Source organism: Pseudomonas frederiksbergensis (genome assembly GCF_003732275.1).
In the GTDB taxonomy this organism is placed as follows: domain Bacteria; phylum Pseudomonadota; class Gammaproteobacteria; order Pseudomonadales; family Pseudomonadaceae; genus Aquipseudomonas; species Aquipseudomonas frederiksbergensis_H.
Genome location: NZ_MOBM01000012.1, coordinates 391,988 through 410,850, shown reverse-complemented (window position 1 = coordinate 410,850; position 18,863 = coordinate 391,988). Strand labels below are relative to the sequence as shown.

The window sequence follows — 18,863 nt, the reverse complement described above, 5'->3', positions numbered from 1 at the left end:
ATCCCCTGTTTAGAATCCTATGCAGCGCAAGCACCAGACTTGCATGCATAACAACAAGAAAGGTACTACTAGATGAATGCGATTTCTCGCCTCGCTACTGTCATTTCTCTCGCTTCACTGCTTCCCGTTGCTGCATTCCCAATCAGTGCCCTTGCCGCCGATGCCAAAGGTTCGGTGGAAGTCGTTCACTGGTGGACGTCTGGTGGTGAAAAAGCGGCCGTCGATGTGCTCAAGGCCCAAGTCGAAAAAGACGGCTTCACCTGGAAAGACGGCGCAGTCGCCGGCGGTGGCGGCTCCACGGCCATGACCGTGCTCAAAAGCCGCGCCGTGGCCGGTAACCCGCCGGGCGTTGCCCAGATCAAGGGTCCGGACATCCAGGAGTGGGGCAGCACTGGCCTGCTCAGCACCGACACCCTCAAAGACGTTTCCAAGTCCGAAGGCTGGGATAACCTGCTGATCAAGAAAGTCTCCGACACCGTGAAATACGAAGGCGATTACGTCGCCGTGCCGGTGAACATCCACCGCGTCAACTGGCTGTGGATCAACCCGGAAGTCTTCAAGAAAGCCGGGATCGAAAAAGCGCCGACCACCCTCGAAGAATTCTATGCTGCTGGCGACAAGCTCAAAGCCGCCGGCTTCATCGCGCTCGCTCACGGTGGCCAGCCTTGGCAGGACAGCACCGTGTTTGAAGACGTGGTGCTCTCGGTCATGGGCGCCGACGGTTACAAGAAAGCCCTGGTCGACCTGGATCAGAAAACCCTTTCCGGGCCGGAGATGGCCAAGGCCTTTACCGAGCTGAAAAAAGTCACTGGCTACATGGACCCGAACCGCGCCGGTCGTGACTGGAACATCGCCGCCGCCGACGTCATCAACGGCAAGGCCGGCATGCAGATGATGGGCGACTGGGCCAAGAGCGAATGGACCGCCGCGAAGAAAGTCGCGGGCAAGGACTACCAGTGCGTGCCGTTCCCGGGCACCGAAAAAGCCTTCACCTACAACATCGACTCGATGGCTGTGTTCAAGCTCAAAGCCGATCGCAAAGGCGATATCGCCGCTCAGCAAGACCTGGCCAAGGTCGCTCTGGGCAAAGACTTCCAGAAAGTCTTCAGCATCAACAAAGGCTCGATCCCGGTGCGTACCGACATGCTTAACGACATGAGCGCGCTGGGCTTCGATTCTTGCGCTCAAGCGTCCGCCAAGGACTTCCTGGCTGACGAGAAGACTGGCGGCCTGCAACCGAGCATGGCGCACAACATGGCCACGTCCCTGGCCGTGCAGGGCGCGATCTTCGATGTGGTCACCAACTTCATGAACGACAAGAACGCTGACCCGGCGACAGCCAGCAAGCAACTGGCGTCGGCCGTCAAAGCTGCCCAGTAATCTCCAGCACTGAGTAATCCCTGTGGGAGCGAGCCTGCTCGCGATAGCTGACTGACATTCAACATCGATGTCGACTGATACACCGCTATCGCGAGCAGGCTCGCTCCCACAAGGGATCGCCGTGCCGATTTCATTTCTCTTCACCTGGATTATCCCGATGAGCTCTGTGGCGGTTTTCAGCAAAGCCTCACCGTTCGACGCATTGCAGCGCTGGCTCCCCAAACTGGTTTTGGCGCCAAGCATGCTGATCGTCCTGGTTGGTTTTTACGGTTACATCATCTGGACATTTGTTCTGTCCTTCACCAATTCCAGCTTCATGCCGAGCTACAAGTGGGTCGGCCTGCAGCAATACATTCGCCTGATGGACAACGATCGCTGGTGGGTCGCGAGCAAAAACCTCGCGGTGTTCGGCGGCATGTTCATCGGCATCAGCCTGGTGCTGGGCGTGTTCCTCGCCGTGCTGCTGGATCAGCGCATTCGCAAGGAAGGCTTCATCCGCACCGTTTACCTGTACCCGATGGCGCTCTCGATGATCGTTACCGGTACCGCATGGAAATGGCTGCTCAACCCAGGCCTGGGTCTGGACAAAATGTTGCGTGACTGGGGCTGGGAAGGCTTCCGTCTCGACTGGCTGGTGGATCAGGATCGCGTGGTGTATTGCCTGGTGATCGCCGCTGTGTGGCAAGCCTCCGGGTTTGTGATGGCGATGTTCCTGGCCGGCCTGCGTGGCGTCGATCAATCGATCATCCGCGCGGCACAAGTCGACGGTGCGAGCCTGCCGACCATCTACTTGAAGATCGTATTGCCGAGCCTGCGCCCGGTGTTCTTCAGCGCCTTCATGATCCTGGCGCACATCGCGATCAAGAGCTTCGACCTGGTGGCGGCGATGACCGCGGGTGGCCCGGGCTACTCGTCTGACCTGCCGGCGATGTTCATGTACTCCTTCACTTTCAGCCGTGGCCAGATGGGCATTGGTTCGGCGAGCGCCATGATGATGCTCGGCGCGATCCTGGCGATTCTGGTGCCGTACCTGTACTCCGAATTGCGAGGCAAACGCCATGAGTAATCAACTCGGAAAACCGGCGATCAGCTTCAGCCGCATCGCCATTTACGCAACCCTGTTGCTGGCCGCGGCGATCTATCTGGTCCCGCTGGTGGTGATGTTGCTGACCAGTTTCAAATCCCCGGAAGACATCCGCACCGGCAACCTGTTGAGCTGGCCGCAAGTGATTGATGGCATCGGCTGGATCAAGGCCTGGGACAGTGTCGGCAGCTACTTCTGGAACTCGGTGAAAATCACTGTGCCGGCGGTACTGATCTCTACGTTCATCGGTGCCATGAACGGTTACGTGCTGTCGATGTGGCGCTTCCGTGGTTCGCAACTGTTCTTCGGCCTGTTGTTGTTCGGCTGCTTCCTGCCGTTCCAGACCGTGCTGCTGCCAGCCTCGTTCACCCTCGGCAAGATCGGTTTGGCCAACACCACCACGGGCCTGGTGCTGGTGCATGTGGTCTACGGCCTGGCGTTCACCACGCTGTTCTTCCGTAACTACTACGTGAGCATTCCGGATGCGCTGGTCAAGGCGGCGCGGCTGGATGGCGCGGGCTTCTTCACGATTTTCTGGAAGATCCTGCTGCCGATGTCGATCCCGATCGTGATGGTCTGCCTGATCTGGCAGTTCACGCAAATCTGGAATGACTTCCTGTTCGGCGTGGTCTTCGCCAGTGGCGATGCCCAGCCGATTACCGTGGCCCTGAACAACCTGGTCAACACCAGCACCGGGGCCAAGGAATACAACGTTGATATGGCCGCCGCGATGATCGCCGGGCTGCCGACACTGCTGGTCTACATATTCGCTGGCAAGTATTTCCTGCGTGGGCTGACGTCCGGCGCGGTCAAGGGGTAGAACATGGCAACTCTCGAATTACGCAACGTCAACAAGACCTACGGTGCCGGTTTGCCGGACACCCTGAAGAACATCGAACTGAAGATCAATGACGGTGAGTTCCTGATTCTGGTCGGTCCATCGGGTTGTGGTAAATCCACCTTGATGAATTGCATCGCCGGTCTCGAAAACATCAGCGGCGGTGCGATCCTGGTGGACGACGCCGACATCAGCGGCATGAGCCCCAAAGATCGCGACATCGCCATGGTGTTCCAGTCCTACGCGCTGTACCCGACCATGAGCGTGCGCGACAACATCGCGTTCGGCCTGAAGATCCGGAAAATGCCCACCGCCGAAATCGACGAAGAAGTCGCTCGCGTGGCCAAGTTGCTGCAAATCGAACACCTGCTGAGCCGCAAACCGGGTCAGCTCTCCGGTGGTCAACAACAGCGCGTGGCCATGGGCCGGGCGCTGGCGCGGCGGCCGAAGATTTACCTGTTCGACGAACCGCTGTCCAACCTCGACGCCAAGCTGCGGGTCGAGATGCGCACCGAAATGAAACTGATGCACCAGCGCCTGAAAACCACCACGGTCTACGTGACCCACGACCAGATCGAAGCGATGACCCTGGGCGACAAAGTGGCGGTGATGAAGGACGGGATCATTCAGCAGTTCGGCACGCCGAAAGACATCTACAACAACCCGGCCAACCTGTTCGTGGCGAGCTTCATCGGTTCGCCGCCAATGAACTTCATCCCTCTGCGTTTGCAGCGTAAGGAAGGTCGGTTGGTAGCGCTGCTCGACAGCGGTCAGGCGCGCTGCGAATTACCGCTGGGCATGCAGGACGCCGGGCTTGAAGACCGCGAAGTGATCCTCGGCATGCGCCCGGAGCAGATCGTTCTGGCGGGCAGCGAGCCGAATGGTTTGCCGACCATTCGTGCCGAAGTGCAGGTCACCGAACCGACTGGTCCCGACACCCTGGTGTTCGTCAATCTCAACGACACCAAAGTCTGCTGCCGCCTGGCACCGGACGTCGCGCCGGCCGTAGGCGAGACCCTGACCCTGCAATTCGATCCGTCGAAAGTGTTGTTGTTCGATGCCAAGACCGGTGAACGCCTGGGGGTGGCCGGCCTGCCTAAAGCTGAAGCTCACAGCGCCAACGTAGCCCAATTCAAAGGCAGATAAAGATCAAAAAATGTGGGAGCGAGCCTGCTCGCGATGACGGACTGACATTCAACATCGATGTCGACTGATACACCGCTATCGCGAGCAGGCTCGCTCCCACAGGGGGGAATCCGTGGCGCCCGGACTGTCGTGCGTCGCAATCGATGTAAACCGCGTTAGATAAAAACAGTTAATAACAATAAAGACGAGGATGTAGGGATGAAGAAGAAGAACAACGCTCAGCTTATCTGCCAATTGTCAGCTCTTGCGGTGATGACTATGGCCGGTAGCGTACACGCGGCTGACGCGTTCAGTGCCGAATCGCAGTGGATGACCGGTGATTGGGGCGGCGAGCGGACCAAGCTGATCGAGCAGGGTATCGACATCAAGGCCGACTACGTCGGTGAAGTGGGCGCCAACCTGCATGGCGGCTACAACGACGACAAGACGGCGCGTTACGCCGACCAGTTTGGCTTGGGCGTGGCGCTGGACCTGGAAAAACTGTGGGGCTGGGATAACACCCAGGCCAAGATTCAGCTCACCAACCGTAACGGTCAGAATATCTCCAATGACCGTGTCGGCGACCCGCGTGCCGGCACCTTGAGTTCCTCCCAGGAAGTCTACGGCCGTGGCCACATGGTCCGTCTGACCCAATTGTGGATCAAGCACCAGTTCCTCGACGGTAAACTGGACGTCAAGGCTGGTTACTTCGGCGAAGGCGAAGACTTCAACACCTTCCCTTGCGAGTTCCAGAACCTGGCATTCTGCGGTTCCCAAGCGGGTAACTGGGCGACCGGTATCTGGTACAACTGGCCGGTCATGCAGGCGGCGGTTCGCGTGAAGTACAACATCACGCCTGAGTTCTACGCGCAGATCGGCGCGTACAACCAGAACCCATCGCAACTGGAGCACGGTAACGGCTTCAAGCTCAGCGGCAGTGGTACCAAGGGCACTGTCTTGCCGGTTGAACTGGTCTGGTCACCGAAGGTTAACAACCTGCCGGGCGAATACCGTGTTGGTTACTACAAGAGCACGGCCGATGCCGATGACGTCCGTAAAGATGACAACGGCGATGATGCAGCGACCACAGGCAATGCCTATCGCAGCCACGACAGCAAGCATGGCTACTGGTTTGTGGCGCAGCAGCAACTCACCACCCACAACGGTGATGCTTCACGCGGTTTGAACATCGCGGCCAACGCCACCTTCCACGACAAGGACACCAACTTCGTCGACAATTACCAGTCGCTGATGTTTGTGTACAAGGGGCCGTTCGATGCGCGTCCTAAAGATGACGTCGGAATCGGTTTCGCCCGTATCCATGTCAACGATGACGTGAAGAAAAACGCCGAGTTGGTCAACGCCTCCAATGGTGTCACCGACTATGAAGATCCGCTGTTCTCGCCGCTGCGTACCACCGAGTACAACTACGAGATCAACTACGGCTTCCACGTAACCAACTGGCTGACCGTACGTCCTAACCTGCAGTACGTCACTCATCCGGGCGGTGTGGATGAAGTCGACAACGCTCTGGTGGCTGGTCTGAAAATTCAGTCGGTGTTCTAACGCTGTTGCGATAAGCTCCTCTCTATGTGCGCATATTTGCGGACGGCCAAGGCTGTCCGCTTTTTTTTGGGGCTGATCAGCCGAACTGCTGGCGAATGTATTGTGGCGAGGGAGCTTGCTCCCGCTCGGCTGCGAAGCAGTCGTAAACGCGGCGAATGCGGTTTGGCTGAAGCACCGCAGTGAATGGTTTTAGGGCCGCTTCGCAGCCCAGCGGGAGCAAGCTCCCTCGCCACAGAGAATTCACTGGCTACAAAAGCACTGTTGTTTTCAGAGATTGTGAGTACACCAATGATTTTCAGGACCGTGGCACATGCTTGAGCATCCGCTACAACGCTTCTTCAAATCCTTGCGCGAACGTCCGGTGTTTGCGTGGGAGCGCTATCAGATGCGCGATGTGCTGGTGATCGATCATCCGCTGTGTCAGGCGGTGTTCAGTCGGCAGGGCGCGCAGTTGCTGCACTTCCAGCCAAAGGGTCAGAAACCCTGGCTGTGGTGCGCAGCGAAGTGGCCGCATGTCGGTGCGATTCGCGGCGGTGTGCCGGTGTGCTGGCCGTGGTACGGCCGTCATCCGAGTGAAAACGCCTGGCCGTCCCATGGCTGGGCGCGTTTGCTCGACTGGAAACTGCTCGACAGCAGCAGTGATGACGATGGTGTGCGCCTGCACTGGCAGTTACAGCTGTGCGACTGGCAAGTGGACTTGCATGCGCACCTGGGCGAACGCATGGATTTGCACCTGAGCACCGAGCATCAGGACGACATGCCGTGCCAGTTGAGCCAGGCGTTACACGCCTATTGGCGTATTGGTGACGTGGGCGAGGTAGCGCTGTCTGGGCTCGACGGCGCGCAAGGTTACGACCAGTTGAGCCGCCAGGTTTGCCAGCAGGAAGGCGAGTTGCGGGTCGACGGTGGTTGTCAGCGAGTGTTCCAGCATGACGGCGAATTGCAGCTCAAGGATCACGCCTGGCAGCGGCAATTGTGCATCGACACCGGTGACCATGCAGACACGGTGGTCTGGCATCCCGGCGCACGGCCGTTGCTGGGCGTGAGCTGGAACGAGGTTTTAGAGTTCGTCTGTGTGGAAGCGGCCAGCGGCGGGACCGACAGCCTGTGCCTGGCACCGGGGGAGCGGGCGCATTTGAGTTTGCAGGCGCGGGTTGGGGCGTAGGAAATATCAAAAGATCGCAGCCTCGCTTCGCTCGACAGCTCCTACAGGTTTACGCCGATCCCTTGTAGGAGCTGTCGAGCGAAACGAGGCTGCGATCTTTCAAGGGTTAATTAAACTCATCCCCAATCGGATACCGACTGGCATTCAGGCTTTCCTTGATCTTGCGCAAATGCGGCTGGAAATCCACGCCCCGGCGCAGGGTCATGCCGGTGGCGAGCACATCGAGCACGGTCAGCTGAATGATCCGCGACGTCATCGGCATATAGATATCGGTGTCTTCCGGCAGCGGAATGTTCAGGCTCAAGGTACTGGCCTTGGCCAGCGGCGAACCCTCGGCCGTCAGGCCCAGTACTGAAGCGCCGTTTTCCCGGGCGATGCGCGCGACTTCCACCAGTTCGCGGGTGCGGCCGGTGTAGGAAATGATCACGAACAACTCACCGGTGTGGGCCACCGAGGCAATCATGCGTTGCATCAGCACGTCGGCATGGGCGGTCACCGCCAGGTTGAAGCGGAAGAACTTGTGCTGCGCATCCAGCGCCACCGGGGCCGAGGCTCCGAGGCCGAAGAAGTGGATCTGCCGGGCCTGGATCAACAGGTCGACGGCGCGGCTGATCAGGTTCGGGTCAAGCGCCTGCAACGCACTGTCCAAAGAGGCGATGGCGCTGCCGAAAATCTTTTTTGTATACGCTTCCGGATTGTCATCAGCCTCAACCGCCCGGCTGACATACGCCGCGCCACTGGCCAGACTCTGGGCCAGCTGCAGTTTCAGTTCCGGGTAGCCGCTGACGCCGAACGAACGGCAGAAACGGTTGACCGTCGGCTCGCTGACCTTAGAGGCCTGGGCGAGGGCGGCGATGCTGAACCGGGTGGCCTGCTCTGGGTTGAGCAGGATCACTTCGGCGACTTTGCGTTCTGCCTTGTTCAGGTCTTCAAGGCGATTCTGGATCTGTTCCAGTAAATTTCGCACGCGGTCCATTACATGTTCCTTAGGTCAGCAGCGCAAATAAGCGTTCGGCTATGCAAATTGGGCCTTTGATATGGCCCATAACGGTGGCCTATCCTACTGATGGCTCCGACCGACCACCACTCGGAATCTGTATTTTGCGAAAATGTTGTGGTTATTACTACATTTTCCCTTGAGTGATGCCTTGAAAAAAGGTATTTGTAGCTTAACTTGATAAAAGAACAAACATCATGCCTTCGATTACGGTTGAACCGTGCACCTTTGCCTTGTTCGGCGCTCTCGGCGATCTAGCCCTGCGCAAGCTGTTTCCTGCCCTCTATCAACTCGATGGCGCCGGCCTGCTTCATGAGGATACGCGCATTATCGCGCTGGCCCGTGAACCCGGCAGCGAGCAGCAGCATCTGGCATTCATCGCCACTGAGCTGCGCCGCTACGTGGGCGCCAAAGAGCTGGATGAAGCAGTGGTCGAGCGCTTCCTGGCCCGTTTGAGCTACCTGCACGTCGACTTTCTCAAGGCTGACGATTACGTCGCCCTGGCCGAACAGGCTGGCAGCGCCCAGCGGGTGATTGCTTACTTCGCCACCCCGGCGGCGGTTTATGGCGCTATTTGCGAGAACCTGTCGAAGGTCGGCCTGACCGAAAACACCCGCGTGGTGCTGGAAAAACCCATCGGTTCGGACCTGGAATCCTCGCGCAAGGTCAACGACGCCGTGGCGCAGTTCTTCCCCGAGAACCGCACCTACCGCATCGACCACTACCTGGGCAAAGAGACCGTACAAAACCTGATCGCCCTGCGTTTCGCCAACAGCCTGTTCGAAACCCAGTGGAACCAGAATTACATCTCCCACGTGGAAATCACCGTGGCCGAGCAGGTCGGGATCGAAGGCCGTTGGGGTTACTTCGACAAGGCGGGCCAGCTGCGGGACATGATCCAGAATCACCTGCTGCAACTGCTCTGCCTGATCGCCATGGACCCGCCGGCCGACCTGTCTGCCGACAGCATCCGCGATGAGAAAGTCAAAGTCCTCAAGGCGCTGGCGCCGATCAGCCCGGAAGGCCTGACCACTCAAGTGGTGCGCGGCCAGTACATCGCCGGTCACAGCGAAGGCAAATCGGTACCCGGGTATCTGGAGGAGCCTAACTCCAACACCCAGAGCGACACCGAAACCTTCGTCGCCCTGCGTGCCGATATTCGTAACTGGCGCTGGGCCGGCGTGCCGTTTTACCTGCGGACCGGCAAGCGCATGCCGCAAAAGCTGTCGCAGATCGTCATCCACTTCAAGGAACCGTCGCACTACATCTTCGCCCCCGAGCAGCGCTTGCAGATCAGCAACAAACTGATCATCCGCCTGCAACCGGACGAAGGCATTTCTTTGCGCGTGATGACCAAAGAACAAGGCCTGGACAAGGGCATGCAGCTGCGCAGCGGTCCGTTGCAGCTGAATTTTTCCGACACCTATCGCAGCGCGCGGATTCCCGACGCCTACGAGCGGTTGTTGCTGGAAGTGATGCGCGGCAATCAGAACTTGTTTGTCCGTAAAGATGAAATCGAAGCCGCGTGGAAGTGGTGTGACCAGTTGATCGCCGGGTGGAAAAAATCCGGTGATGCGCCCAAACCGTACGCGGCTGGGTCCTGGGGGCCGATGAGCTCCATTGCACTGATTACGCGGGACGGGAGGTCATGGTATGGCGATATCTAAATTGAAACTGCCTCAGGGCGTCAGCGCCCATGAGTTCAAAAGCCCGGTGCTGCTGGCCGAAGGCCTGGCATTGACGGTGGCCAAACAACTGAGCGACGCGATTGCCGCACAAGGCGCCGCGACACTGGTGGTGTCTGGCGGACGCAGCCCGGTGGCGTTTTTCCAGCACTTGGCCAAGCAGGCGCTGGACTGGTCGAAAGTGGTGGTCAGCCTGGCTGACGAGCGCTGGGTGCCGGTGGAACATGCCGACAGCAATGCCGGTCTGCTCAAGCGTTATCTGTTGCAAGGCCCGGCGGCCAAGGCTCAGTTCCTGAGCCTCTACAGTGCCACCGCCAACCTGGAACAAGCCGCCGAGCAGGCTGATCGCTTGCTCGCCGAATTGCCGTCGATCGACGTGCTGGTGCTGGGCATGGGTGACGACGGTCATACCGCATCGCTGTTCCCCAACAGCCCGAACCTGGCCGACGCCTTGAAAGTCGACGGCACCCGTCGTTGCTGGCCGATGCTGGCGCCGACTGTGCCCCATCAACGCCTGACCATGAGTCGCGCGCTGCTGGCTTCGGCGAAACACACCGTTCTATCGATTTCCGGTCAGTCCAAGCTGACCACCCTGAATGCCGCACTGGCCGGTGACGATGTCGCCGCCATGCCGATTCGGGCGTTTCTGCAACCTACGTTAGAGATTTACTGGTGCCCATGAACCAAGGATCAGCCGCTATGACAAACACATCCCCGACCGTTTCCATGGCGGACAAAGTCGCCCTGATCGACAGCCTCTGCGCCAAGGCGCGGATCCTGCCAGTGATCACCATCGCTCGTGAACAGGACGTACTGCCGTTGGCCGACGCCCTGGCGGCCGGTGGCCTGACGGCGCTGGAAGTGACCCTGCGTTCGCAGTTCGGCCTCAAGGCGATCCAGATCCTGCGCGAGAAGCGTCCGGAACTGGTCACCGGTGCCGGCACCGTGCTTGATCGCAGCATGTTGGCCGCTGCCGAAGCGGCTGGTTCGCAATTCATCGTCACGCCGGGCATCACCCGTGACCTGCTTGAAGCCAGTGTCGGCAGCCCGATCCCGCTGCTGCCGGGCATCAGCAATGCCTCCGGCATCATGGAAGGCTATAGCCTGGGTTATCGCCGCTTCAAGCTGTTCCCGGCGGAAGTCAGCGGCGGCGTCGCGGCCATCAAGGCCTTGGGCGGCCCGTTCGGCGAAGTAAAATTCTGCCCGACCGGCGGCGTCAGCCCGGCCAACATCAAGAGCTACATGGCGTTGAAAAACGTGATGTGCGTGGGCGGTAGCTGGATGCTTGACCCTGAGTGGATCAAGAACGGCGACTGGGCCCGCATCCAGGAGTGCACCGCCGAGGCGTTGGCCCTGCTGGACTGATTCACCGGATTTACCAAACACTTCGTTGTGTGTTCTACGGCTTTACGGTGCGCTTGGTCGGTGCACCGTTTTTTTTTGCCTGAAATAAAACCCCTGTGGGAGCAGGCTTGCTCGCGAAGGGGCCATCACATTCAATGCAGATGTTGACTGTCAGACCGCTTTCGCGAGCAAGTCGGATCGCCGCACCACCGCTCCCACAGGACATCATGCGATACATAGTTACCGCATCTCGTCACTCGTCCAGCGTTAACCTGCGTTCATCTTATGGAAGAGAGAACGTCATGGACGACAACACTGCAATTACATCCCCACCACCGGTATGCCAACTGTCACCCGAACAGATCGCCGGCCCGTATTTTCGAAACCCGAAGCTGATCAGACGAAACATATGCGAAGGCATGGACGGCGTTCCCCTTGTGCTGCGACTGACGATCGTCGATGCCATGACCGGTCAACCGGTTACGGGGGCGTTGGTTGATATCTGGCATTGCAACGCGCGGGGGGCGTATTCGGGTTGGAGCAAGGTCGACCCGGACAAGGAAGTCGACGTCGATGCCATCGGTTCAATCCCGCGCACCGATGACGATACCTACCTGCGCGGCGGGCAATTTACCGATCACCAGGGTGTGGTGCGATTTACCACCATCTACCCCGGTTTTTATGCCGGCCGCGCCCTGCATATTCATGTGGCGGTACGAATCACGGCCGGCAACAACTACCTGGAAGAGCGGCATGTCGCCTGGGTAGGCCAGCTGTACTTTCCCGAGGTGGCATCGCGGACGGTACTCAATGCCCGCGAGTACCGTGGGCGTGGCATCTGCGTGCTGAACAACGAGCAGGATGAGTTCTATCAGGGCATGGGGGGGGAAGCCTCGACCTTGAATGTCCATGCCATCGGTCGAGACTCGAACGACGACGGCTTTTTCGGGCACATGACCATCGGTGTCGACACGTTTGCGCTGTCATCGCAGATCAAGCCCGAGGACTTCGACAAATACACCGTGTGACTTCAGCGCAGTTCGGTCAGCGCCCGGGCCAGCAGATCCATGTCGGCTGCAGTGGTCGTGAGCCCCGGCGTAATGCGGATGCACGGGCCACACGCCGCGCCGCTGCGCGCCACGGTAAACAGGTTGTAGTCGTTGAGCAGGCGCTCGACCATCGCCTGCTGATCGGCATGCCGGGTAAAGCGCATCGAGGTGATGCCGCAATACAGGCGCGGGTCATCCGGGGTCATGACTTCGATTCCCGGTAACCCCCGAACGGCATTGACCCATCGGTTGCGCAGGTAATTGAGCCGCGTGCCCTTGGCGACGGAACCGCCCATCGCGTGATGTTCTTCGAACACCAGCGGCAGGGTCAGCAGGGCCGGGATGTTCGGGGTGCTGTACGGCGTGCGGGCGCGAATGTCGGTGACCGGGAAATGCATCTCGCCCATGTCCGGGTCGATATCGGCCAGCCGCTGAGGGGCGATGTAAATGAAGCCCAGGGTCAGCGGCGCACCGATCCATTTGTGCAGGTTGTAGCCGGCAAAGGCGATGCCCAGTTCATCGAGATTGAACTCGATCTGGCCGAGGGCATGGGCGCCGTCGAGAATCACATCGATGCCGTGTTCCCTGGCGGCAGCGGCAATCGCCTGCACCGGCATCACCAGCCCGGTGCGATGGGTGACGTGGGTCAGGGCCATCAGCTTCAGTCGAGGATAACGGATAAAAGCTTCGCGGTAAGTGGTGAATAAACTGTCGAAACTGGCGGGGTGGCAGTGTTCGATCTCGATCACTTCCACACCTCGATAGCGCGCCAGCCAACGCATCGCGCCCTTGACCGTGTCGTACTCCAGATCGCATATCAGCACCTGATCTCCCGGTTCCAGGCGGTTGTAGTTGCGGATCAGCGATTGCAGGCCGTCGGAGGCGTTGCGGGTGAGGGCGACGGCTTCGGCGGGAGCACCGATCAGCTCGGCCAGTTGCTCACGAATCTTGACGCTTTCGCCCTGTTCGAAGCGCTGGCGCACATGTACCGAGTTGCCGCGGTTGATCAGCTCTATGTTGCGCTGATACTCCTCGACCACGGTGCGCGACATACGCCCGAAGTAACCGTTCTCCAGGTTCAGGGGGCCGGGTTCGACAGCATAGCGGTCGGCAAAGGTCTGCCAAAAGGCTTCATCGCGGGAACGGCGGGGGTTATCGGGCATGAGCAACTCGGTGAGGTAGGGCGGGTCAGTGGCGAGGCGCAGGTTTGCCGTGTTTGGCGCGCAGCGGTTCAAGCAGCTCCGACAAGCCGTTGTGGTCGATTTCCTGCATCAAGGCCAGCAAACCGCCCAGTTCACCGTGAGGGAAACCTTCGCGAGCGAACCAGTTCAGGTACTGGCCGGGCAGGTCAGCGATGATGCGGCCCTTGTATTTGCCGAAGGGCATTTCATGGGTAATCAGCAGTTCGAGCTTTTCGGGATTCATCATCAGTCGTCGTGATTCAAAACAGTCTGGAAAATACAGGCATTCTGCATGCAGGCCAAATGACAGATCATGCAAAAAAAGCGGATACAGATTTCGACTTAAACGACAACTAATTGAAATATAAGTAAAAAGACGTCAATTCAAAGCTGGCATGCAGGGTGCAACTACTTATTGCATCTTTCATCAACCGCAAGGAATTGAAAAATGACCGACATTAATAAAGAAGCGATCTCTGTACTCAACGACCTGATTGAAACCAGTAAAGACGGTCAGGAAGGGTTCAAGACTTGCGCTGAAGACATCAAACATCCAGAACTTAAAAACCTGTTCATGCAGCGCTCCGCCGACTGCGCTACTGCCGCTGCCGAACTGCAGGCAACTGTGCGTTCCCTGGGCGGTGATCCAGAAACCTCCACCAGCGTCAGTGGCGATCTGCACCGTCGCTGGGTCGACGTGAAGGCGATGTTCACCGGCAAGGACGAAGAGGCGGTGCTGAACGAAGCCGAACGCGGTGAAGACCACGCGCTGAAGGCTTACAAGGACGCACTGGAAAAAATCAACAAGGACAACCTGGTGAGCATTCGTGACATCGTTGAACGCCAGTATCACGGCGTACAACGCAACCACGATCAGGTGAAAGCCCTGCGTAACCAGGCTCGCGCGCGCTCATAAGCGTTCGTTATCTGTCAAAAACGCCAGCTTGTCTGGCGTTTTTTTGTGTTCGGCATTTAATGCTGGGCGGGATATAGCTAGCTTGCCGCGCCTTGCAGTTCGCGATCAAGACTTTGATCGGCGGCGACCTGGCGCTGCCAAGTGTTAGTGGTGGTGAATTCTGGACAGCCTAGTGGCTAATTAGTAGCATCCGCCGCATACGGATCTTTCTCCTGCACGTCCGATCGACGTGGGTCATCAAGGAATCGAAATGCACAACTTCACCCATGGCGATAAAACCGTTTCTTTCACTGTCTTGAGCGGTGAAGTGGTGGGTAGCGAAAAAGTCAGCGAGACCCGTGTGACATCCACGGGCGGCGTTCATGTGAACGGTGACGACGGTGATGTGACGCCTGTGCGCATCAGTTCTGTTTCGATCATCAATCATGAGTTCTGGGTCAAGACGCCGGACGGCGTCGAGCACGATGTAAAGCTGCGCGGCGTGGACATTCCTTTGCGCACCGGTCAGGAAATCTCTTTAATCAGTGCCTTGAACAAGGATGGCTCGCCGCTGCACACCCTTTTGCAGAACCACACGGCGTCCAAGCGCTGGGTGCTGCGTGACGCGAACGTGCTGAATACCGAGCTGGAGCTGTCGCCCTTTAACTGGAAGACAGTGCTGATCGTGCTTGGATTGTGCATCGCCGGTCTTGCTACAGCCGGGCTAGGCTTCCTGGCGGCGACGGGCTATTTTTGCTACGCGTGGTATCAGGGCTCCCAGCGCAAGAAACTGCTGATTAGCGATTTGAACGCCTACATTGAGAAGCTGGGCAATCAGGTCGCCAGTCGCGGTCAGGCGCCAAGCCCTGTTCAAGTTGAAAGCCCGGTTCAGGCTGAAATCTCTTTCCAGGCCGAAAGTCCTGCACCGGCACAACCCCCTGCCGAGACTGAAAGCCCTGCGCTGAACAGTGAGAGTGTGCGCAGGGCGTTATCGCGCAATCTCTGATTTGGCTCAGAGGCAGGCACAGCAAGGGGGAGCAAGCTCCCCCTTCAGTTTTCCCGGACACCAGTGACGCGAAGCGTGGGAACGATCAGCGGACTTGCAAATCAGCCGATGCTGATCGCCGGCAGGGTAGGCAATGTCACGGTCTGTTGCTTGCGTGGCGCCAGAATCTCCGCCTCGCCATCCACGACCAACTCATCGCGCTGGTTGAACACCCGAGTGGCGATACGCACACGAAACTTCGGCAGTTTCTCGAGAATCTCCAGGCGCACAGTCAGCGTGTCGCCAATCTTCACTGGCTTCTGAAAGCTCATCGTCTGACCGATATAAATAGTCCCCGGCCCAGGCAACTCGCAAGCCACTGCCGCGCTGATCAACGCGCCGCTGAACATGCCGTGGGCGATACGCTCCTTGAACATGCTGGCGGCGGCGAATTCGGCGTCCAGATGCACCGGGTTGTGATCGCCGGACATCGCGGCGAACAACTGAATATCGCGCTCCTCGACGGTCTTGCTGTAGCTGGCGGTCTGGCCGACTTCGAGGGCTTCGTAAGGGGTGTTGGTAACCTGGGTCATCTGTCTCGATTCCTGTGACGAATTAAATAAATCCACAAAAAAACTATTCGGCCCTGGGTGGCCGACGGTTGCTCAAGGCCTGGGCGATCCAGTTCAGCACATCGGCCGTCACTTCGTCGCGGTTGCTCTCATTGAACAGCTCATGCCGGGCCTGCGGGTAAATAGTCAGCTGCAGGCTCTGGCAGCCAGCGTCGCGCAGGGCGTGGGCCAGATCTTTCAGACGTTTGCCTTCGCTCACCGGATCACATTCACCGCCAATCACCAGCAACGGCAAGCCCGGATCGATCTGGGCGAGATTGGACGCTTTGCTGATTTGCTGCAAGCCGCCGAGCAAATCGACCCACAGTTGATTGGTGCAACGAAAGCCGCAGAGCGGGTCATTGGCGTATTTGTCGACTTCGGCCGGGTCGCGGCTCAGCCAGTCGAACGGCGTGCGCGCCGGTTTGAATTTTTTATTGAAGGAGCCGAACGACAGCCATTCGATCAGCGCACTGCGCCCCTTGGGCCCTTGGCGCAAGCGTTCCAGACGAGCAATCTGTCGCGCTGCGCGATAGAGCGCCACGGGCTGGAAGTTCGAGCCACTGAGAATCGCCCCGTGCAGGCTGGCGCTGTGGTGCAGCAAGTAAGCCTGGGCGATGTAACTGCCCATGCTGTGGCCCAGCAGCACGATCGGCACGCCGGGATGCTGTTGGCCGATATGTTGGTTGAGTCTGGCCAGGTCGCCGACCACTTTGCACCAGCCATCATCGTCGGCGAAATGGCCCAACATACCGTTTTCGGCAGTTTTGCCATGTCCACGCAGGTCCGGGGCATAAACGCCGTAATCCTGATCACAGCATGCTTGCGCCAGACGGGCGTAGCGACCGCTGTGTTCCGCCATGCCGTGGGCCAGCAGGATCACCGCCTTGAGCGGCGCGGCCGGCAGCCACTGGTTGACGAAGAGGCGGCTGCGGTCACTCGCGGTCAGCCAGAAAGTGTCGTGGATCATGGCGATTCCTTTGCGTTGGACTGCATGAGACTGCTGGGTGGAAAACAGCCCCGCTGCATTGTATAGCGCATCCGTCGCCTACCGTCTGATCAGGCCACGGCGGGGCAGCAAGATTCACGCGATCTATGACGCCCGTGCGCATATTTGCCTGATTCACCATAGCTGCTAGTGTCCGGGAAGCACCGCTTTTTCAGAAGTGACAGAAAGCGGCTCCGGATAGGCTCAGGTAAAGAGGACAAAAATAATGCAACCTGATTTCTGGAATGACAAACGCCCGGCCGGCGTGCCCCTGGATATTGACCTTGGGGCCTATAAGTCGGTGATCGAGGTGTTCGAGCGTTCCTGCAAGAAATTTGCCGACCGCCCGGCATTCAGCAACATGGGCGTGACCCTGACCTACGCCGAACTGGAACGCTACAGCGCCGCGTTCGCCGGTTACCTGCAAGCCCATACCGACCTGGTGCCGGGGGATCGCATTGCGGTGCAGATGCCCAATGTCCTGCATTATCCTATTGCCGTGTTCGGTGCCTTGCGCGCCGGGCTGATCGTGGTCAATACCAACCCGTTGTACACCGCGCGGGAGATGCGTCATCAGTTCAAGGACTCCGGTGCCCGGGCGCTGGTTTACTTGAACGTGTTCGGACAGAAGGTCCAGGAAGTGCTGCCCGACACCGACATTCAGTACCTGATCGAAGCGAAGATGGGCGACTTGATGCCCACCGCCAAGGGCTGGCTGGTCAATACCCTGGTGAGCAAAGTCAAGAAGATGGTCCCGGACTATTCCTTGCCGCAGGCGATTTCCTTCAAGAGCGCGCTGCGTCTGGGCCGGGGCCTGGGCATCAAACCGCTGAACGTCGGCCTCGACGACATCGCCGTGCTGCAATATACCGGCGGCACCACCGGGCTGGCCAAGGGCGCCATGCTGACCCACGGCAACCTGGTGGCGAACATGCAGCAGGCGCGGGCGTGTCTGGGGCAATTCGGTGCAGACGGTCAACCACTGCTGCGCGAAGGCCAGGAAGTGATGATCGCGCCGCTGCCGCTGTACCACATCTATGCGTTCACGGCGAATTGCATGTGCATGATGGTGACCGGCAACCACAACGTGTTGATCACCAATCCACGGGACATTGGTAACTTCATCAAGGAACTGAAGAACTGGCGGTTTTCGGCGCTGCTGGGGCTCAACACGCTGTTCGTCGCCCTGATGGACCATCCCGATTTCAAGACCCTGGATTTCTCCAGTCTTAAACTCACCAACTCCGGTGGCACGGCGCTGGTCAAGGCCACGGCCGAGCGCTGGGAACAGCTCACCGGTTGCCGGATCACCGAGGGTTACGGCCTGACCGAAACCTCGCCGGTGGCTTGCACCAACCCTTACGGCGACAAGTCGCGCATCGGCACGGTCGGCCTGCCGGTGCCGGGTACGACCCTGAAGGTGATCAACGATGAAGGCGTCGAGCAGCCGCTGGGCGAGCGTGGCGAACTGTGCATCAAGGGCCCGCAGATCATGAAGGGCTACTGGCAGAAACCCGAAGCCACCGCCGAAGTGCTGGACGCCGACGGCTGGTTCAAGTCGGGCGACATCGCGGTGATCGACCCGGACGGTTTCGTGCGTATCGTCGATCGCAAAAAAGACATGATCATCGTCTCGGGCTTCAACGTGTACCCCAACGAGATCGAAGACGTGGTGATGGCCCACCCGAAAGTCGCCAGCTGCGCGGTGATCGGCGTGCCGGACGAGCGTTCGGGGGAGGCGGTGAAGTTGTTTGTGGTAGCCCGTGAATCCGGAGTCAGCCTTGAGGAGCTGAAGGCCTACTGCAAAGAAAACTTCACGGCATACAAAGTGCCCAAGCACATCGTCTTGCGTGAGTCGTTGCCGATGACGCCGGTGGGCAAGATTCTGCGGCGGGAGTTGCGAGAGATCGCCTGATCGTTGAATGGCCGCGCTTCGCGCGATCGGCGGGCAAGCCTCGCTCCCACAGGTT

The 18,863-nt window shown here is 59.0% G+C and carries 18 protein-coding genes; 13 read left to right on the top strand and 5 right to left on the bottom strand.

Features of this window, described 5'->3' with window-relative positions; translation table 11 throughout:
- Positions 1-72 precede the first annotated feature (72 nt).
- The 6 genes from BK662_RS09930 (at position 73) to BK662_RS09900 (ending at position 7,158) form a co-directional block, all read left to right on the top strand.
- Positions 73-1,380, top strand: a complete 1,308-nt coding sequence (locus tag BK662_RS09930; RefSeq protein ID WP_123357913.1) for an ABC transporter substrate-binding protein — start codon at positions 73-75, stop codon at positions 1,378-1,380.
- A gap of 157 nt (positions 1,381-1,537) precedes the next feature.
- Complete coding sequence (locus BK662_RS09925) at positions 1,538-2,446, top strand: carbohydrate ABC transporter permease (RefSeq protein ID WP_007902369.1); 909 nt, start codon at positions 1,538-1,540, stop codon at positions 2,444-2,446.
- Positions 2,439-3,284, top strand: coding sequence for a carbohydrate ABC transporter permease (locus tag BK662_RS09920; RefSeq protein ID WP_030131859.1), 846 nt, complete (start codon positions 2,439-2,441; stop codon positions 3,282-3,284). The genes BK662_RS09925 and BK662_RS09920 overlap by 8 nt, the downstream gene beginning before the upstream one ends.
- Positions 3,285-3,287: 3 nt before the next feature.
- On the top strand, positions 3,288-4,448 hold the full coding sequence (locus BK662_RS09915) for an ABC transporter ATP-binding protein (RefSeq protein WP_038981981.1): 1,161 nt from the start codon (positions 3,288-3,290) through the stop codon (positions 4,446-4,448).
- A 198-nt stretch (positions 4,449-4,646) separates the two neighbouring features.
- Positions 4,647-5,993: a carbohydrate porin gene (locus tag BK662_RS09910; protein ID WP_123357912.1), complete on the top strand. Its 1,347-nt coding sequence runs from the start codon at positions 4,647-4,649 to the stop codon at positions 5,991-5,993.
- 310 nt (positions 5,994-6,303) lie between these two features.
- A complete protein-coding gene (locus BK662_RS09900; protein WP_123357911.1) occupies positions 6,304-7,158 on the top strand; it encodes a D-hexose-6-phosphate mutarotase in 855 nt (284 codons plus the stop codon).
- Positions 7,159-7,264: 106 nt separating this feature from the next.
- Here BK662_RS09900 and BK662_RS09895 read toward each other — a convergent pair whose 3' ends face one another.
- The gene (locus tag BK662_RS09895; RefSeq protein WP_173667542.1) at positions 7,265-8,125 is read right to left on the bottom strand and encodes a MurR/RpiR family transcriptional regulator; all 861 of its coding nucleotides are present in this window, start codon (positions 8,123-8,125) and stop codon (positions 7,265-7,267) included.
- A 227-nt stretch (positions 8,126-8,352) separates the two neighbouring features.
- Here BK662_RS09895 and zwf point away from each other — a divergent pair, with 227 nt between their 5' ends.
- The 4 genes from zwf (at position 8,353) to BK662_RS09870 (ending at position 12,212) form a co-directional block, all read left to right on the top strand.
- Positions 8,353-9,822, top strand: a complete 1,470-nt coding sequence (gene zwf / locus BK662_RS09890; RefSeq protein ID WP_048395673.1) for a glucose-6-phosphate dehydrogenase — start codon at positions 8,353-8,355, stop codon at positions 9,820-9,822.
- Entirely contained in the window at positions 9,809-10,522 is a 714-nt protein-coding gene (gene pgl, locus BK662_RS09885; protein ID WP_123357910.1) for a 6-phosphogluconolactonase, read from the top strand. The genes zwf and pgl overlap by 14 nt, the downstream gene beginning before the upstream one ends.
- Positions 10,523-10,539: 17 nt before the next feature.
- Entirely contained in the window at positions 10,540-11,205 is a 666-nt protein-coding gene (locus BK662_RS09880; RefSeq protein WP_123357909.1) for a bifunctional 4-hydroxy-2-oxoglutarate aldolase/2-dehydro-3-deoxy-phosphogluconate aldolase, read from the top strand.
- A 281-nt stretch (positions 11,206-11,486) separates the two neighbouring features.
- Positions 11,487-12,212, top strand: coding sequence for an intradiol ring-cleavage dioxygenase (locus tag BK662_RS09870; protein WP_123357907.1), 726 nt, complete (start codon positions 11,487-11,489; stop codon positions 12,210-12,212).
- A gap of 2 nt (positions 12,213-12,214) precedes the next feature.
- Here the strand turns inward: BK662_RS09870 and BK662_RS09865 are convergent, their stop codons facing one another.
- Together BK662_RS09865 and BK662_RS09860 are read right to left on the bottom strand one after the other, a co-directional pair.
- Entirely contained in the window at positions 12,215-13,396 is a 1,182-nt protein-coding gene (locus tag BK662_RS09865; RefSeq protein WP_123357906.1) for an aminotransferase class V-fold PLP-dependent enzyme, read from the bottom strand.
- A gap of 25 nt (positions 13,397-13,421) precedes the next feature.
- Positions 13,422-13,658 carry a DUF3820 family protein gene (locus BK662_RS09860; protein WP_123358128.1) on the bottom strand — a complete coding sequence of 79 codons (237 nt, stop codon included), beginning with the start codon at positions 13,656-13,658 and terminating at the stop codon, positions 13,422-13,424.
- Between the two features lie 204 nt (positions 13,659-13,862).
- On the opposite strand from BK662_RS09860, the gene BK662_RS09855 reads away from it, so the two are divergent.
- Together BK662_RS09855 and BK662_RS09850 are read left to right on the top strand one after the other, a co-directional pair.
- The gene (locus tag BK662_RS09855; protein ID WP_123357905.1) at positions 13,863-14,330 is read left to right on the top strand and encodes a ferritin-like domain-containing protein; all 468 of its coding nucleotides are present in this window, start codon (positions 13,863-13,865) and stop codon (positions 14,328-14,330) included.
- A gap of 250 nt (positions 14,331-14,580) precedes the next feature.
- Entirely contained in the window at positions 14,581-15,315 is a 735-nt protein-coding gene (locus BK662_RS09850; RefSeq protein ID WP_123357904.1) for a hypothetical protein, read from the top strand.
- A gap of 101 nt (positions 15,316-15,416) precedes the next feature.
- On the opposite strand, the gene BK662_RS09845 is transcribed toward BK662_RS09850, so the two are convergent.
- Both BK662_RS09845 and BK662_RS09840 read right to left on the bottom strand, forming a co-directional pair.
- Positions 15,417-15,887, bottom strand: coding sequence for a MaoC family dehydratase (locus BK662_RS09845; protein WP_007902410.1), 471 nt, complete (start codon positions 15,885-15,887; stop codon positions 15,417-15,419).
- Positions 15,888-15,930: 43 nt separating this feature from the next.
- Positions 15,931-16,875: an alpha/beta hydrolase gene (locus tag BK662_RS09840; protein ID WP_123357903.1), complete on the bottom strand. Its 945-nt coding sequence runs from the start codon at positions 16,873-16,875 to the stop codon at positions 15,931-15,933.
- A gap of 244 nt (positions 16,876-17,119) precedes the next feature.
- On the opposite strand from BK662_RS09840, the gene fadD2 reads away from it, so the two are divergent.
- On the top strand, positions 17,120-18,808 hold the full coding sequence (fadD2, locus tag BK662_RS09835) for a long-chain-fatty-acid--CoA ligase FadD2 (RefSeq protein WP_123357902.1): 1,689 nt from the start codon (positions 17,120-17,122) through the stop codon (positions 18,806-18,808).
- Positions 18,809-18,863: the final 55 nt, after the last annotated feature.